Annotated in this window: 20 protein-coding genes, 1 tRNA gene and 1 other annotated feature; of the genes, 18 read left to right on the forward strand and 3 right to left on the reverse strand. The window is 54.0% G+C overall.

Annotation, left to right across the window (positions count from 1 at the left end):
* The first annotated feature begins 119 nt into the window (after window positions 1-119).
* Together EKM90_RS02915 and glnA are read left to right on the forward strand one after the other, a co-directional pair.
* Window positions 120-485: a MerR family transcriptional regulator gene (locus EKM90_RS02915; RefSeq protein WP_125579565.1), complete on the forward strand. Its 366-nt coding sequence runs from the start codon at window positions 120-122 to the stop codon at window positions 483-485.
* A gap of 24 nt (window positions 486-509) precedes the next feature.
* Window positions 510-1,850 carry a type I glutamate--ammonia ligase gene (gene glnA, locus EKM90_RS02920; RefSeq protein ID WP_125579566.1) on the forward strand — a complete coding sequence of 447 codons (1,341 nt, stop codon included), beginning with the start codon at window positions 510-512 and terminating at the stop codon, window positions 1,848-1,850.
* A 57-nt stretch (window positions 1,851-1,907) separates the two neighbouring features.
* On the opposite strand, the gene EKM90_RS13110 is transcribed toward glnA, so the two are convergent.
* Entirely contained in the window at window positions 1,908-2,030 is a 123-nt protein-coding gene (locus EKM90_RS13110; protein ID WP_263852864.1) for a hypothetical protein, read from the reverse strand.
* 308 nt (window positions 2,031-2,338) lie between these two features.
* Between EKM90_RS13110 and EKM90_RS02925 the strand changes: the two genes are divergently transcribed.
* Window positions 2,339-2,914, forward strand: coding sequence for a hypothetical protein (locus EKM90_RS02925; protein WP_125579567.1), 576 nt, complete (start codon window positions 2,339-2,341; stop codon window positions 2,912-2,914).
* Window positions 2,915-3,769, forward strand: coding sequence for a patatin-like phospholipase family protein (locus EKM90_RS02930; RefSeq protein WP_125579568.1), 855 nt, complete (start codon window positions 2,915-2,917; stop codon window positions 3,767-3,769).
* Window positions 3,770-3,820: 51 nt separating this feature from the next.
* Here the strand turns inward: EKM90_RS02930 and EKM90_RS02935 are convergent.
* Window positions 3,821-3,894, reverse strand: a tRNA-Arg gene (locus EKM90_RS02935).
* A 114-nt stretch (window positions 3,895-4,008) separates the two neighbouring features.
* Between EKM90_RS02935 and EKM90_RS02940 the strand changes: the two genes are divergently transcribed.
* Window positions 4,009-6,405, forward strand: coding sequence for a Xaa-Pro dipeptidyl-peptidase (locus tag EKM90_RS02940; protein WP_125579569.1), 2,397 nt, complete (start codon window positions 4,009-4,011; stop codon window positions 6,403-6,405).
* A gap of 153 nt (window positions 6,406-6,558) precedes the next feature.
* Here EKM90_RS02940 and EKM90_RS02945 read toward each other — a convergent pair whose 3' ends face one another.
* Window positions 6,559-6,798, reverse strand: a complete 240-nt coding sequence (locus EKM90_RS02945; protein WP_125579570.1) for a hypothetical protein — start codon at window positions 6,796-6,798, stop codon at window positions 6,559-6,561.
* Between the two features lie 116 nt (window positions 6,799-6,914).
* Window positions 6,915-6,984: a sequence feature (ribosomal protein L21 leader region), on the forward strand.
* Window positions 6,985-7,012: 28 nt separating this feature from the next.
* Between EKM90_RS02945 and rplU the strand changes: the two genes are divergently transcribed.
* The 13 genes from rplU (at window position 7,013) to argR (ending at window position 15,656) form a co-directional block, all read left to right on the forward strand.
* Window positions 7,013-7,324 (forward strand): 50S ribosomal protein L21, encoded by a 312-nt coding sequence (gene rplU / locus EKM90_RS02950; protein WP_054663477.1) that lies wholly within the window; start codon window positions 7,013-7,015, stop codon window positions 7,322-7,324.
* Window positions 7,325-7,336: 12 nt separating this feature from the next.
* A complete protein-coding gene (locus EKM90_RS02955; protein WP_125579571.1) occupies window positions 7,337-7,681 on the forward strand; it encodes a ribosomal-processing cysteine protease Prp in 345 nt (114 codons plus the stop codon).
* 32 nt (window positions 7,682-7,713) lie between these two features.
* Complete coding sequence (gene rpmA / locus EKM90_RS02960) at window positions 7,714-8,004, forward strand: 50S ribosomal protein L27 (protein ID WP_125579572.1); 291 nt, start codon at window positions 7,714-7,716, stop codon at window positions 8,002-8,004.
* Between the two features lie 60 nt (window positions 8,005-8,064).
* Window positions 8,065-9,144: a M24 family metallopeptidase gene (locus EKM90_RS02965; RefSeq protein WP_125579573.1), complete on the forward strand. Its 1,080-nt coding sequence runs from the start codon at window positions 8,065-8,067 to the stop codon at window positions 9,142-9,144.
* A gap of 298 nt (window positions 9,145-9,442) precedes the next feature.
* Window positions 9,443-10,000: an elongation factor P gene (efp, locus tag EKM90_RS02970; protein ID WP_125579574.1), complete on the forward strand. Its 558-nt coding sequence runs from the start codon at window positions 9,443-9,445 to the stop codon at window positions 9,998-10,000.
* An 85-nt stretch (window positions 10,001-10,085) separates the two neighbouring features.
* A complete protein-coding gene (locus EKM90_RS02975; RefSeq protein ID WP_125579575.1) occupies window positions 10,086-10,523 on the forward strand; it encodes an Asp23/Gls24 family envelope stress response protein in 438 nt (145 codons plus the stop codon).
* A complete protein-coding gene (gene nusB / locus EKM90_RS02980) occupies window positions 10,524-10,919 on the forward strand; it encodes a transcription antitermination factor NusB (RefSeq protein ID WP_125579576.1) in 396 nt (131 codons plus the stop codon).
* Window positions 10,920-11,036: 117 nt separating this feature from the next.
* Entirely contained in the window at window positions 11,037-11,888 is an 852-nt protein-coding gene (gene folD / locus EKM90_RS02985; RefSeq protein WP_125579577.1) for a bifunctional methylenetetrahydrofolate dehydrogenase/methenyltetrahydrofolate cyclohydrolase FolD, read from the forward strand.
* Complete coding sequence (gene xseA, locus EKM90_RS02990; protein ID WP_125579578.1) at window positions 11,881-13,227, forward strand: exodeoxyribonuclease VII large subunit; 1,347 nt, start codon at window positions 11,881-11,883, stop codon at window positions 13,225-13,227. Before folD ends, xseA begins: the two co-directional genes overlap by 8 nt.
* Window positions 13,220-13,450 carry an exodeoxyribonuclease VII small subunit gene (locus tag EKM90_RS02995; protein WP_125579579.1) on the forward strand — a complete coding sequence of 77 codons (231 nt, stop codon included), beginning with the start codon at window positions 13,220-13,222 and terminating at the stop codon, window positions 13,448-13,450. The genes xseA and EKM90_RS02995 overlap by 8 nt, the downstream gene beginning before the upstream one ends.
* Window positions 13,443-14,306, forward strand: coding sequence for a polyprenyl synthetase family protein (locus EKM90_RS03000; RefSeq protein WP_125579580.1), 864 nt, complete (start codon window positions 13,443-13,445; stop codon window positions 14,304-14,306). Before EKM90_RS02995 ends, EKM90_RS03000 begins: the two co-directional genes overlap by 8 nt.
* Before the next feature lie 3 nt (window positions 14,307-14,309).
* The gene (locus tag EKM90_RS03005) at window positions 14,310-15,131 is read left to right on the forward strand and encodes a TlyA family RNA methyltransferase (protein WP_125579581.1); all 822 of its coding nucleotides are present in this window, start codon (window positions 14,310-14,312) and stop codon (window positions 15,129-15,131) included.
* 72 nt (window positions 15,132-15,203) lie between these two features.
* Window positions 15,204-15,656 (forward strand): arginine repressor, encoded by a 453-nt coding sequence (gene argR / locus EKM90_RS03010; protein WP_125579582.1) that lies wholly within the window; start codon window positions 15,204-15,206, stop codon window positions 15,654-15,656.

A 15,656-nucleotide genomic window follows, 5' to 3' on the forward strand; every position in this document is an offset into this window, starting at 1 on the left:
TTAAGATTCGGCAGTGGCCGAATCTTTTTTATTGCAAATGTCAGAAAAACTGACATCAGTCGTTGACGCCTGGTTTTGAAGTTGGTAGTCTGGTACACGTGATGAAGGGGGCCAGGCTGATGCCAGACATAGATGACATTCGCACCCGCCCAGTCTTGCCGATCGGGACAGTGATGGCGTTAACCGATTTGACTGCGCGTCAGATTCGGTACTACGAAGCACAGGGCTTGATCAAAACCGAGCGGACGGCGGGCAATCACCGATTGTATTCCTTAAACAATATCGACGCGTTGCTTGAAATTAGCACCCAGCTGAAAGATGGCTTCACGATTGCCGATATCAAACAGCAGCGCCATCCGCGCCATCGCCAGCCACTCAGCGACGAAGAGGTGCGGCGCATGTTGCGTGAGGAATTGCTCAGTCAGGGACGGCTGAATCCAAGCGGACCGGATCAGCCGACTCAAGGTTTCGGATTTCGTCCGTAGCGGTAAGGGAAAAGGAGCGACTTCATGGCTAAACAAGCGATTACTGCTGATATGATTCGGCAGAGCGTCAAAGAGCAAAACGTTGAATTTTTACGGTTGATGTTTACTGACATCAACGGCATCATCAAAAACGTCGAGGTGCCGGTTTCGCAATTAGAGAAAGTCCTAGCCAACAAAATGACCTTTGATGGCTCTTCCATCGATGGCTTTGTCCGCATCGAAGAAAGCGACATGCTGCTGTTCCCTGATTTGAACACCTGGCTGCTTTTCCCTTGGGAAAACGACGGCGGCAAAATTGCGCGGTTGATTTGCAGTGTGCATAAGCCTGATGGTGAACCGTTTGTCGGCGATCCCCGGAACAATCTGATTCGGGTCATGGAAGACGCCCACAAGGCTGGCTACACCGCCTTTAACATTGGCCCAGAACCTGAATTCTTCTTATTCAAGCTGGATGAAAATGGCGAACCTTCTTTGAAACTGAATGATAAGGGCTCCTATTTTGATTTTGCCCCACTTGATTTAGGGGAAAACTGCCGGCGCGATATCGTGCTGGAATTGGAAAAAATGGGCTTCGAAGTGGAAGCTTCTCATCATGAAGTGGCCCCAGGTCAGCATGAAATTGACTTTAAGTATGCCGACGCGGTTGATGCTGCGGATAATATTCAGACTTTCAAGCTGGTGGTCAAATCCATCGCCCGCAAACACGGCTTGTATGCCACCTTCATGCCCAAGCCTTTGCAAGGCATCAATGGTTCGGGGATGCACATCAACATGTCCTTGTTCAATGAGCAAGGCAATGCTTTTTATGATGCGGACGCAGATGAAAAACTGAGTCCAGTGGCCATGCATTTTCTCGCGGGTCTGCTGGCCCATGCGCGCGGCTTGACGGCTATCAACAACCCCACCGTTAACTCCTACAAGCGCTTGGTCCCTGGTTATGAAGCGCCTGTTTACATCGCGTGGTCTGGCACTAACCGCAGTCCGCTGATTCGGGTGCCACAATCCCGCGGCCTGGGTACGCGGCTGGAAATGCGGTCGGTCGATCCAACGGCTAACCCTTACCTGGCGATTGCGGCGATTCTGGAGGCGGGCCTCGATGGCGTGCGCAACCAGCTGGATCCGGAAGATGCGGTGGATCGTAACATCTACTCGATGCAAGATACTGAACGCAAAGCCAACCACATCCAAGATTTGCCTTCGACGTTGCACAACGCTTTGAAGGCCTTGGCTTCGGATCAAGTGGTCAAAAATGCGCTAGGCGAGCATCTGTTCCGCAGTTTCACGGATTCCAAAGATCTCGAGTGGGCCGCTTACCGGCAAAGTGTTTCCGAATGGGAACGCAGCCAGTACCTCGAACTCTACTAAGCCAAACCAAACCAAAAAAGCCGGAGGGAAAAATTTTCCCTCCGGCTTTTGCTGTGCTTAGCGTGAAAGCTGAGCTACGGCTTGTTCAATCGTCGCGCCGCGACCAATGTGAGTTTGGTTGGCTGGGTCGATTGCGATAAATTGTTGCGTATTGGTATCTAATTGAATTCTGTATTTCATGTGTATTACCTCCATTCGATCACGCATGAATGGTCGTTCAGTAGCGATGAAATAACTATACTATATTTTAGTAAGCAAGTCAAAAGAAAACCTTCTGGTGGCGTAAAATCAGTCGGAAGTCGTAGATCGCCTGAGCAGAGCAGAATGGGTTAAGGCCGCACTGCCGCAACCTGGTAGCTGCGCCAGGCTAGGGGAGTCGTCGACCCAAGCCCGCCGCCCTCCGCAGCCTGGCCGTCTTTTGAGAAAGGTTTTTTGCGCCAGCGGGCTGGGTGTGCGAAGATAGAACACAAAGAAACGGAGGCCATGACATGGAAGACGAAACCAAAGAGACGCGAGACTTGAAAGGCGCATTGATTACCGGAATCGTGGGGGTCATCCTCGCGGTGCTACTGATGGTGGCGCATCAGGTCATCTGGGGTGTGCTGACGCTGGTGTTGGCGGCGGCGATGGTCTGGCACATTCTACGCCAGCCCGCGGCCAAGTCAGGGCTGCCGACGGATCGCGCCACCATTACTGAACTCGAACAAAAGAACGGCCATCTGCCCTTGGATTGGGAGCCAATCACCAGCGCTGCTGCTGCAGAAAGCTTGCTAACGGAAAAAGTTGGCGATTTCGGCTGGCACACTGAAAGTGGCACCGTGGCGGTGTCTTCGCCGATTCAGTTCGTTGTGACCAGTCAGGAAGGTCAGCGCTATGTGGTGTTCGCCACTGGTGCGTACGAGGCTGTGACGGTTGAAGGCCAGACCGCTGCTGAAGCTGCAGAAGATCAAGAAGCGGATACAGTGAGCGAGAGCTCGGCAAGTGATGCCCCCGCGGATGCTGCGCCGGCCCCAAGTGACCCGGCAGAATCGACGCCGACCCAACGCGAATCAGAGGTGAAGTAAATGTATCGAGCAGCACTGATCTTAGAAGGTGGGGCTTTGCGCGGTCAGTACACCGCCGGAGTCTTGGATACGTTTTTGAAGCATGACATTCACTTTGAACTGGTGGTTGGCGTGTCAGCCGGGGCGCTTTGTGGGACAAACTACTTGTCCGAGCAGATTGGGCGGACCAATACCATCAACACCAAACACCGCCAAGATAAAAATTATATTTCCCTGCGCCGGGCTTTTAAACGCCAGGACATTATCAATCTTGATTATCTATTTGCTCCTCACAGCGGTGATTGGGAGAACTTTGATGAGCGGACCTACCGCAGCTCAACCAGCGAATTTGTCGTGGTCGCAACGGCGTTGGCTTCCGGCCAGGCTGTGTACTTTAGACATCCTCAAGGGCGCGACTTGGTGGCAGATTTGAAGGCCAGCTCCGCGATGCCGTTTATCTCGGCACTAGCAATGACGAACGCTGGCGTCTGCCTGGATGGCGGGATTGCCGATTCCATTCCGTTCGCTTATGCCCAAAAGCGCGGCTTTGATCAAATCGTGGTGGTCCGCACGAGAGAGCGCACCTACCGCAAGAACCCGACGAGCGCCGTGTTGCGCCGTGCTTATCAGCGCAGTTTTGCCGAATATCCGGCCTTTGCTAGCACCGCCAGCGCGCGGCCAGAGATGTATAACCAGCAGGCTGCTCAGCTGCAGCAACTCGAGCAGCAAGGACAGGTCTTTGTCATTGCGCCACAAGAGCCAGTCACCGTTGGCCGCCTGGAGCGTGATGTCAACAAATTAACCGCTTTGCATCAAACCGGGATGACAGAAGCCGAAGCGGCGCTACCAGCGATGACGACCTATTTAACCCACTAATCAGAAGATTAAAAAAACCCGCAAATTTGCGGGTTTTTCTTGGCTCAAAAGTGCGATAGCCGAGATTCGAACTCGGGACCGATGGTTTAGAAGACCATTGCTCTATCCAACTGAGCTACTATCGCAGCACGCTTTCCATTATACGAACGGGCAACGAGGCCTGTCAATCACTGCTTGGCTTGAAAGGCGGCGGTGAGTCGACTAGACTGAAAGAAATGAAGAAGAAATGAGGAATTGCTTTGAAACTCAATCAATTTGGCCGTGTCACCGTCAACTTTGACCAGCAATGCCAGGAACTGACTGCCATCGGCTTTGACGTGACGCTGGACCAACCTTTAGCGGCGGTCGCCAGCGCGGCCTATGCCAAACTTTTTCCAGAGGCGTTGTCGAATACTGCCAAGCAGCAAGCCTTTGCCGCAGTGGCCGCCACAGCCAAGCTCGACCTGGGGGAGTGGCTGGCCACTAAGCCAGCGACCATTAGCCGCGAAATCTTTTACGCGATTGCTTTGCAACTGCTGGGCTTTGAACCCCTGACGGAGTATCAACTGGATGATGCCCTTGGCTTTATGGCCAAAACCCAGCTGCCAGTCGTCGACGATGCGATTGAGTCCGCAGCGGATTTTTATGCGGCGTTGTATTTGCTGCTGTGCACGCGCACGAAGCACTTGGTCAACTATTTGGATGATTTGGCCAATCGCGGGTTCTTTAAGGACTTCCAAACCGGTAAGGCCAAACCGGAGTATCTCTTCTTCAATGGTAAGGCGCAGGCAGTGTTTGATGCGCGCCACTTGCACCGTGAAGTGGTGTGGGTGGAATCGGACCTGGACACTGATGAAGATGGCAAACGGGACATGCTGGAAGTGACGATTTTCCGGCCATCGGCCACGGATCAAGGCGTCAAAATGCCGGTACTGTTCACGGCCAATCCTTATTTTCATGGCACCAACGATGTCGACTGGATTACCCACAAGCCTGATCCGACGCTGGCGGTGAAGACCGAGTCGCACACGCGCGCTGAAGTCACAGCCAAAGTGCCGGCGCCGGCGGACTTGCCTCATCAACCCGTGAATGGCGAAAGCACGACCGCTGAAGTTTACGGCGATGAAAATGGCATCTACATGTTTAATGACTTTATGCTGCCGCGGGGCTTCGCGACGGTGTACTCTGGCGGGGTCGGCACCCGCGGCTCAGATGGTGTCCGCAGCACTGGGGGACAAAGTGAAACCGACTCCGCTGTGGCAGTGATTGAATGGTTGACCGGCCAGCGCAAGGCTTTCACCAACCGTACCGACGGCATCGAAATCAAAGCCTGGTGGAGCAATGGTAAAGTGGCCATGACAGGGAAGTCTTACCTGGGCACGTTGTCAATCGCCGCTGCCACCAGTGGCGTGGCGGGCCTGAAAACCGTGATTTCCGAATCTGCCATTTCCTCTTGGTACGATTATTACCGGGAAAACGGTTTAGTGGTGGCGCCTGGTGGGTTCCAAGGGGAAGACGCTGATGTACTGGCGGTGGATACCTTCTCCCGGCAGAAACAAACGGGCGATTATCTGAAAATAAAGCCCACTTGGGACCGTGTCTTGGCCCAAATCACCGCTGATCAAGATCGTCAAACTGGCGATTACAGTGCCTGGTGGGATGAGCGCAACTATCGCAACCACTTGCAAGACATTCGCTGCGATGTGGTGATTGAACACGGCCTCAACGACTGGAACGTCAAACCGGCCAATGCCATTCGCTTCTGGAATGGCTTGCGGGATTTGCCTATCAATAAGAAGTTATTTCTGCATCAAGGCCAACACACTTACCTCGACAACATTCGCTCGCTGGACTTCGCTGACCAATTGAATTTGTGGCTATCCTACGAATTGCTCGACGTTGAGAACGACGCACCTGCTACCTTGCCGAATGTCACGGTGCAAGATAACGTGACGCCGGAAACCTGGCACACTTACGCAGATTTTGGCGCGCCAGCCAGTGACCATGAGGTGAAGCCGCTGAACTTGGCCACAGACTTCAAAGCGCCGCGAGCTGGTTTTGCTGACAATGCCACAAGCATTTTCACAGCCGCCCATTCCAATTCTGATGAATTCGAAGCAGACATCATCAAGCCTGACTCACGCTACAATGACGCGCGCCTTTGGCTGGATTTGCCAGCGTTCAGCACAGCCGTCACCTTGGAAGGCGTCCCGCATCTGAAGCTGCGGCTATGGATTGACCAACCAACGGCCATTTTGTCGGTGCGGTTAGTCGATGTGGGGGATGCGTTGCGGTTCACGCCAGTGGCCAGTGCGGTTGATCCAGCCGGTTGGCAACTCGGCTATGATTTCAAAACCGCTTCGATTTTGGAGTTCAAACCGGAAAAACAGCCGTCTGCCAGCAAGCTGATCAGTTTCGGTCACGTCAACGTTCAAAACCAGCACAACGCGTATGAAAACGTGCCGGTGGTGCCGGGTCAACCGTTCACCGTCGAGTTCGATTTGCAGCCAACGCATTTGAACTTGCCGGCCAGTCGCCATCTGGCGCTGATCATTCATGGCGCGGATATGGCGCAGACCCAGCGGACCGAGACGGTGGTCAATTTCCACGTTGATCTGGCCCAAAGCGAATTGTTACTGCCGTTGCGGACGAAATAACATTAAAAATCGGCATCTCGCGAGGTAAGCGAGGTGCCGATTTGACTTTTCGTTTCAAAATGATGGTGGCGCTGGTCGCAGGTTCGCTACTGGTGGTATACTGAAGGTCCTTGGCAGGGGCAGGGTTCGATTGCAGTTTGATCGAGCCTTTTTCTATTTCGTCCGGTGGAAATAATACCGCAGGCCGTACAAGCCGCCAATCATGGCCAACATCCACAAGCCGTAAAGCAGGGTGAAACCGCCAAGCCTCCAGAATTTGAGACTGAGGCCGAATAGAATGACCCACAAGCAGCCGGCCACCACGAGATTCAACGGTTGATGCAAGCGTGCCGTGGTGATCAAGAGCAAACCTGCCGAAATCAGATAGATCAAAGCAATCAACAAAGCAACCAACGCCATCCACCTCCTGAAGGTAGTATACCGGCCAAGCGCGGCGGCGACAATACCTACCGCCAAGACTTGCGTTGACGGGTTTTCTTTGGTACAATCTGAACGTTGTATTTGTCACCCCTCAACTGCAACCGCACAACGTCAGGTTTTCAAGCGTAGCACCTGACTTGGCGAGTACTCAGGGGAAAAAGCCTACGGGCAACAGGAGGTGCACAAGATGTACGCAATTATCAAAACCGGTGGTAAGCAATACAAGGCTGAAGTCGGTGAAGCACTTTACGTCGAGAAGCTCGATGTTGAAGAAGGCAAGACAGTTACATTCGACCAAGTGATTTTGGTCGGCGGCGAAGGCGATGCCAAGATTGGCACACCAACAATCGACGGTGCAACGGTCACTGGTAAAGTTGAGAAGCAAGGGCGCGAAAAGAAGGTTGTTACCTACAAGTACAAGCCTAAGAAGCATCAACACCAGAAGAAGGGCCACCGTCAGCCATATACGAAAGTGGTTATCGACGCGATCAACGCCTAACAAGGAGTTCGCATGATCAAAGCGATTTTTACGCGGGACGCGCAAGGTGAAATCAGCCATTTTAGCTTAACCGGCCATGCCGATTCAGGTGATTACGGGCACGATTTGGTCTGTAGCGCGGTTTCAGCCGTCAGTATCGGCGCTGTCAATGGCATCGAAGCGTTAGCCGGCTTTCAGCCGGATGTTGACGCAGATGAGGTCAATGGCGGGCACTTGGTTTTGGCGCTGGAACAACCAGTGAATGGTGAACAGGAGCATATCGCGCAAATTCTCCTTGAGAATTTGCTGTTATCCCTGACCAGCATTGAAGAAAATTACGGCGATTATTTGCACGTCACAACCCAGCAACAAGCCTGATTCAATATTCGATACTCGGAGGTGTACAACTTATGTTAAAGATGAATTTGCAGTTCTTCTCTCACCACAAAGGTGGCGGTTCGACTTCAAACGGTCGTAACTCTGCCGGTCGCCGGCTTGGCAGCAAGCGTGCCGACGGTCAATTCGTTAAGGCTGGTAACATCTTGTACCGTCAGCGCGGTACCAAGATTCACCCAGGCGTTAACGTCGGCCGTGGCGGCGATGATACTTTGTTTGCAACCGCAGATGGCGTTGTGAAATTCGAACGCCTTGGCCGCGATAAGAAACAAGTATCTGTTTATCCAGCAGCAAAAGCTGAATAATCCTGAACGCTCCGGAGACGGAGCGTTTTTTGTATGTTATTGGAAAAATGGAGGGATCACATGACCCGTTTAACCAATTTACAAGCGCAACTCAAACCCCTGAAGCTTGATGCCTTGCTGGTGTCCGACCCAGTGAACGTCACGTATCTGACTGGCTTTACCGGCGATGAAAGTGCGCTCTTGGTCAGCGCTGAAAAGGCCTGGCTCATCACCGATTCACGCTTTACGGAACAGGTGAAACAAGAAGTAACCGAGGCCGAAATGGTGTTGCATGAACATGGCTTGTTTGCGGAAGCCGGCAGCTTGGCCCAAGCCCATGGGCTCAAGACCGTGGGCTTTGAAGCGGAAACGCTGACCTATGCCGACTTTGCGAAGTTGCCTGAGGGCCTGCACTGGCAACCTACCCAAAATGTTGTGGCGCAACTGCGCGAAGTCAAAGACGAGCATGAACTAGCGCTCATCAAACGTGCCATTGCGATTGCGGAAGCTGGTTATCAACACGTGTTGGCGACGATTAAGCCTGGAATGACCGAGCTGGAAGTGGCCACCGACCTGGACTTTTTCATGCGTCAGCAAGGCGCAAGCGGGACCTCGTTTGAGACCATTGTGGCCAGCGGCGCGCGCGCGGCGATGCCGCATGGCGCCGCCACAGCCAAAAAGATTGAAGTCGGTGATGTGGTGACCCTGGACTGGGGCTGCGTCTACCAAGGCTATGTCTCGGACATCACCCGGACCTTTGCTGTGGGTGAACCTGATCCTAAGCTCAAAGCCATTTACAAGATTGTGGCGGCATGCAACCAGGCCACGGCGAAGATGATGGCCCCAGGGGTGTTGGGCAAAACTATCAACGACTTTGCCCATGGGTTCATTGACCAAGCCGGCTATGGCCAGTACTTCGGCCATGGCACCGGGCATGGTATCGGCCTATCGATTCATGAAGGGCCAGGTGCCTGGGGGCCTTACCGGGATGTGCCGCAAGCCATTGGCAATGTGGAAACCGACGAACCTGGCATTTACGTCCCAGATTTAGGCGGCGTGCGGGTCGAAGACGACCTTTTGATCACGGCGGATGGGGCGCAGTACCTCACCACGCCGGCGCCAAGTGAGTTATTGATTGTGCCAGCGCAAGATCAGACCTGAGAGAAAAGTGGCTTGGTATCAGGCTGCGGAAGGTGGCCGCTCTTAGCCCAACGAATAGCCTAGCTCAAGGCATTGCCGGCGCACTTTGCCGGTGAGGCCTTGAGCGTAGCTATTCGCTTGGGCGTTGGCCACCTGGAGCGCAACTACAAATGGGGCGCTAAGCTCGCCGTCCTTCGCAGCCTGTAGTTGCGGCCCGCTCCGCAGCCTTTCGCCTTTTCTCTTTCGTCCTTCTGCTTGCATGGCCTTTGCCTGATTGATATAGTAAAGTGTAGCGATTTAGCAGTTATGGAGGAAATTTATGATTTCAGTAAACGATTTTAAAAATGGTTTGACGATCGAAGTCGATGGCGACTTGTGGCGGATTGTTGAATTCCAACACGTTAAGCCAGGGAAGGGTTCCGCGTTTGTGCGGTCCACTTTGAAGAACCTGCGGACCGGGGCCGTTCAAGAAAAGACCTTCCGTTCCACTGAAAAAGTTGAAAAGGCGCAGATTGATACCAAGACCATGCAGTATTTGTATGCTGATGGCGATAGCTATGTCTTCATGGATACCAGTACTTATGAACAGCTTTCTTTGCCAGGCGATGAATTGCAGGATGCGCTGAAGTACATGAAAGAAAACATGGAAGTCAAAATCATGATGCACGGGGCCGAAACGCTGGGCGTTGAAGTGCCGAACACTGTTGATTTGACGGTGACCGCCACCGAACCTGGCGTGCGGGGCAATACCAGTTCAGGCGGCTCCAAGCCGGCCACGATGGAGACAGGCCTGGTCGTTCAGGTGCCATTTTTCATCAACGAAGGCGATGTCTTGACCATCAATACGCAAGACGGCAGTTACATTTCTCGCGCATAAGTAAAAGCGCGGCAGTTGCTGCTGACGGTTTGATGCGTTAGACTTTTGAACGATAGCAGTGTGGCACGAGACAGGAGGAATTGGCATGGCAGAAGAATCGAATATCATTCTGGCAAATCGGACGGATGCGCAAGGCACGATTGAGATCGTTCCAGAAGTGCTGGAAGTGATTTTAGGCATCGCCGCGGTGTCCGTGGACGGGGTTTATCAAATGCGCGGCAGCATGGCCAGCACGATTAATTCATGGTTCGGTCGTGCCAATCATGGCAAAGGCGTCGATTTGAAAGTCGACGGCAAGCGGCTCACCGCCGATGTTTATGTTTATCTCGATTACGGCGTGTCCGTGCCAAAAGTGGCTTTGGCCATGCAATCGACTTTGCGTGAACAATTGCTGTACATGACCGATTTGACCCTCGATGAGGTCAATGTCCATGTGGTTGGCGTCGTGCCAGAAAAGGCGCCCAAGCTCGATGCCGAGGCCCTATTTGCCGATGACAATGGCGAAAACGAGGACGACAAGTAAATGCTAGACAGACATGATACACGGGAAGCCGCCTTCAAGGTGCTGTTTGCGCTGGCGACCAATCCTGATGCTGACCGCGAAACGGTTTACCAAGAGGTACTGCCTGAAGGCGCCGCCACGCCAGATTATCTGGTGACGCTGGTGGATGGCGTGCTGGCCAAGCAGCCGGAACTGGATGAACAGATTCAAGGTAAGCTTAAAGCAGGCTGGACTTTAGCGCGGCTTTCCAAAACCGATTTGATTTTGCTACGCCTTGGCCTATACGAAATCACCGCAGTGGCTGACGTGCCTAATCGCGTGGCCGTCAATGAAGCCATTGAACTGGCGAAGACGTACAGCGACGATCAAGCGGCAAAGTTCATCAACGGGATCTTAGGCCATTTTGTTGAGGCCTGACCACGAGCCGACTACTGCGTAAAGCGGAGCCGGCTTTTGCTTTATGGTCGTCAGCGCTGACGACGGCGAAATATCTAATGACCCAGTCGCACCGCACGGACTGCAAGGGGGAAGAACATGACGATTCGACTTGATGGCAAACAAACGGCTAACACCATGATGGCCGCACTTAAAACTGAAATCATGGCGCTTAAGGCCCAGGGCGTGACCCCGGGGCTGGCCGTCGTGCTGGTGGGCGATGACCCGGCCAGCGCCATTTATGTGCGCAATAAGCAACGGCGGGCGGAAGAATTGGGCATCAATTCCATCCGTCGCACTTTGCCCAAATCAGCCACTCAAGCAGAAGTCCTGGCGCAGGTGGTGGCGCTCAATCAAGATCCCAGTATCGATGGTATTTTGGTGCAACTGCCGCTGCCGCCGCAAATTGACGAAAACGCGGTGATCGAAGCCATTGATCCCGCCAAAGATGTGGACGGATTCCATCCTCTGAACGTCGGCAAGCTCTGGGAAAATATGCCCCAAATCATCGCGTCGACGCCTTTTGGCATCATGGCTTTGCTTGAGCATTACCACATTGACGTGGCCGGGAAACATGCCGTGGTGCTGGGGCGGTCTAATATCGTGGGTCGGCCCATGGCGGCGCTACTGCTTAACCATGACGCAACCGTGACGATTGCCCACAGCAAAACCCAAAATCTGTTTGCCATAACCAAGCAGGCGGATATTTTGGTGGTGGCTACTGGCCAAGCTGAATTCATCACAGCGGACGCAGTGAAGCCGGGCGCAGTGGTCATCGATGTCGGCATGGATCACAACGCCGCCGGGAAGCTGGTCGGCGATGTGGACTACGCCAGTGTGGCGCCGGTGGCCAGTGCCATTACGCCAGTGCCTGGCGGGGTGGGGCCAATGACGATTGCGGGGTTAATGACGCAAACTGTGGCGCTAGCAAAGAGGCGAGTGCATGAGTGAGCCTGATTTTTTGACCGTCAGTTTGCTGACGGAATACCTGCGGCGTAAGTTTGACCTGGATCCGTATTTGAAACAGGTCTTTTTAACCGGCGAAGTGTCCAACTTCCGCCAACGCCCGGGGCATCAGTATTTTTCCTTGAAGGATGATCACGCCAAAATTAGTGTGGTCATGTTTAAGTCGGCCTTTGCCAAGCTCAAATTTAAGCCTGAAGAAGGCATGAAGGTTCGGGTCGTTGGCCGCGTGACGCTATACCCGGCCAGTGGCCAATATCAAATCGTCATCGACAAAATGGAACCTGATGGCGTTGGTGACTTGTATCAAGCCTTAGCCCAGCTGAAAGAAAAGCTGGAAAAAGAAGGCTTATTCACCCGCAACCAGCGGCCTCTGCGGCCGTTTCCCAAGCGGGTGGCAGTAATTACCAGTCCCAGTGGCGCGGTGATTCAAGATATTATGACCACGGTGGCGCGGCGCTACCCAATTTTGCAGATTGTCTTGTTCCCGGCTCAGGTGCAAGGCGATACTGCAGCGGCCACCATTGTCACTCAGCTCGAGCGGGTCAAAGCCATGGGTGGGTTTGACGCCTTGATCATCGGCCGCGGCGGCGGCTCTATTGAAGATCTGTGGCCGTTCAATGAAGAAAAGGTGGCGCGGGCCTTGGTCGACATGCCGATGCCGATTGTCAGCTCGGTCGGTCACGAAACTGACACCACCATCACGGACTTCATCGCTGACCACCGTGCCGCCACCCCCACCGCGGCAGCGGAGCTAGTGACGCCGGTGCCGCTGGTGGATGCGCTAGACCGGCTTGCCCAAGACCGCTTGCGTTTGACCACGGCGATGAAAAATCGCATCGCGAATGCCCAAGAGCGCCTCGATCGCTCGCGGCGCAGCGTGGTGCTCACGCAACCAGAGCGCTTGTATGATCAGTATTTGCAGCAAGTCGACCAGCTGAAAAACCGCCTGCATGCTGCGACCAAAGCCCAATTGGACTTCTTGGCGCACCGGGTCCAGGTGGCGCAAACTGCGCTTAATCCCCGCCAACTCGGGGTGCGGGTGGCGACAGGGCAGCAAACTGTGCAAACAGCCACCCATCGCTTGCAAACGGCGATGCAAAGTCTGTTGCAGGCCAAGCGGCAAGCCTTTGCCCAAGCCAATGAAGGGCTGGAGCATTTGGGCCCGGCGCAAATTCTGGGGCGCGGCTATGCGTATGTGACCGATGAGCAGGGGCGGATGCTCAAGCATGTGGCTGATTTCAAGCCGCAAGCCGCTGCTGTGATTCATGTGACGGATGGGCTTGTCCCAGTCGTCGTTCAAGAAAGGACGAAGAAAAATGGCTGAACCAACCTTTGAAGCAAATCTGCAGAAACTTGAAACCATTGTCACGCAGCTGGAGCAAGGTCAAGTGCCGTTGGAAGAAGCGCTGGAACAATATAAAACCGGCATCAAGCTTTCCCAGCAGCTGGAAGCGACCTTGAAGAACGCGGAACAAACTGTGACGCAAATGGTCAAAGAAGATGGCACGGTGGCGCCATTTGACCCGAAAGCCGATCAGCATGCTTGAAGCCGAAACTGAGGCGTTACGGGCGCCTTTAAACGCGTTCTTGGATCAGCATCTGGCTACGGTTGAGAACGCCCATTTACAGGCCGCGATGCGCTATTCTGTCGACGCTGGCGGCAAGCGACTGCGGCCACTTTTGCTGCTGGCTACAGTGGCAACCTTTGGCGGCGAGGTCGCCGCGGCCATGCCAGCCGCCGCCGCCTTGGAGCTGGTGCATACTTATTCGCTGATTCATGATGACTTGCCTGAAATGGACAACGACGATTTGCGTCGCGGTCAACCCACCGCGCACAAAAAGTTTGATGTCGCCACGGCGGTTTTGGCCGGTGATGCCTTACAAAGCGAAGCGTTCACCTTGTTAGGTCAGCTCACCGCTCAGCCGCAGGTGCAAGTGGCGTTGCTGCAAACCCTGGCGACAGCGATTGGCGGCAATGGCATGGTGGGCGGTCAGGTGATGGATATGGTTTCACAAGGCCAAACCATCAGTTTAGCCGACTTGAAACAGTTGCAACGTTTGAAAACCGGGGCCTTGCTGGAAGCAGCCGTGGTGATGGGCGGTCAGCTGGCTGACGTCGACGCGGTCACCCTTGGCGCGTTGCGGGCGTTTGCGGCGCATTTTGGTCTGGCTTTCCAGATTCAAGATGATATCAATGATCTGACCAAAACCGCGGCGCAGCTCGGGAAAACGCCGAACAAAGACGTGGCCGAGCACAAAGCCACTTTCCCAGCCCTGCTGGGGTTGGCCGGCAGTCGTGAGGCTTTGCAGCAGGAAGTCGCCCAAGCGGCAGCAAGCTTGGCCACGCTGAACCAACCGGCACCGCAACTAAGCGCTTTTTTGACCTATTTTGAAACGAGGTAAACTGTGAAAAAAGAACGAGTCGATGTGCTATTGGTCGAGCAAGGGTTGTTCATGTCCCGGGAGCAGGCCAAGCGGGCTGTGATGGCCGGTGAAGTGTATGACCAAAACAACGAACGGCAGGACAAACCAGGGGTCAAAATTGCTGGGGACACCATTTTGCATGTGAAAGGTAAAACCATGCCTTATGTCAGCCGCGGTGGTTTGAAACTGGCCAAGGCGCTTGATGTGTTCGATTTGGATCTCACCGGTCTGACGGTGCTGGATATTGGCGCGTCGACTGGCGGCTTTACCGATGTGGCGCTGCAGCATGGCGCTAAGATGAGTTATGCGCTGGATGTTGGCTACAACCAGCTGGCCTGGAAACTGCGCGAAGATCCCCGGGTGAAGGTGATGGAGCGGGTCAACTTCCGCTATAGCAAACCGGAAGACTTCACTGACGGCCCGGTTGAATTCGCCATGACCGATGTGAGTTTTATTTCGTTGAAGCTGATTTTGCCACCGCTGCATGCCATTATTCAGCCCGGCGGCCATGCAGTGGCTTTGATCAAGCCCCAGTTCGAGGCGGGCCCGAGCCATGTGGGTAAAAAGGGCATTGTCCGTGATCCAGCGGTGCATCGCAGCGTTTTAACCACCATTGTCAACTTTGCCCTTGGCGCCGGTTACAACGTGCTCGGCCTGGATTTCAGCCCGATCAAAGGGGGGGAAGGGAACATTGAATTCCTGATTCATTTGCAGCAAACCGAAGGGGCGGGCCAAGCCGCCAGCACAGTGGCTATCGACCAAACCCTGGCCGCTGCTTACGCCGAATTGCGCCCAGGCCACTAATGTATATCTATGCATCAGCTTTCACGAATATGCAGTATGTAGTATAATTATTAGTAGAAAGCAGGTGGCAGGATGCAAAAAACTCAACGGCATGCGCTCATCCGGCGCTTGGTCACCAGTCAGGCAATCGAACGCCAAAGTGATTTTGTGAAGGCCCTGAAAGCTGAAGGTGCCAATGTCACACAGGCCACGATTTCGCGCGACATTAAGGAGCTACAATTGATTAAAGTGCCCATGGCCAATGGTCATTATCGGTATAGTCTGCCGGCGGAAAAGCAACTTTCGCCGCGGGACAAACTCAAGCGCACCTTGGCGGCGTCGTTTGTCCGCAGTGACCGGATGAATAATTTTGTGCACCTGGTGATGTCACCCGGTACCGCCGCGGCGGTCGGCAATCTGATTGACCAGCTTGACGACCCGCGGATTTTTGCCTCGATTGCCGGGGATGCAGCGATTTTGATTGTTTGTCGTAGCGATCAGGACGCCAGCGCTGTGAATCAGGATTTAGACGAAATGGTGGGATAA

This window comes from Lacticaseibacillus suibinensis, assembly GCF_003946175.1.
GTDB lineage: Bacteria > Bacillota > Bacilli > Lactobacillales > Lactobacillaceae > Lacticaseibacillus > Lacticaseibacillus suibinensis.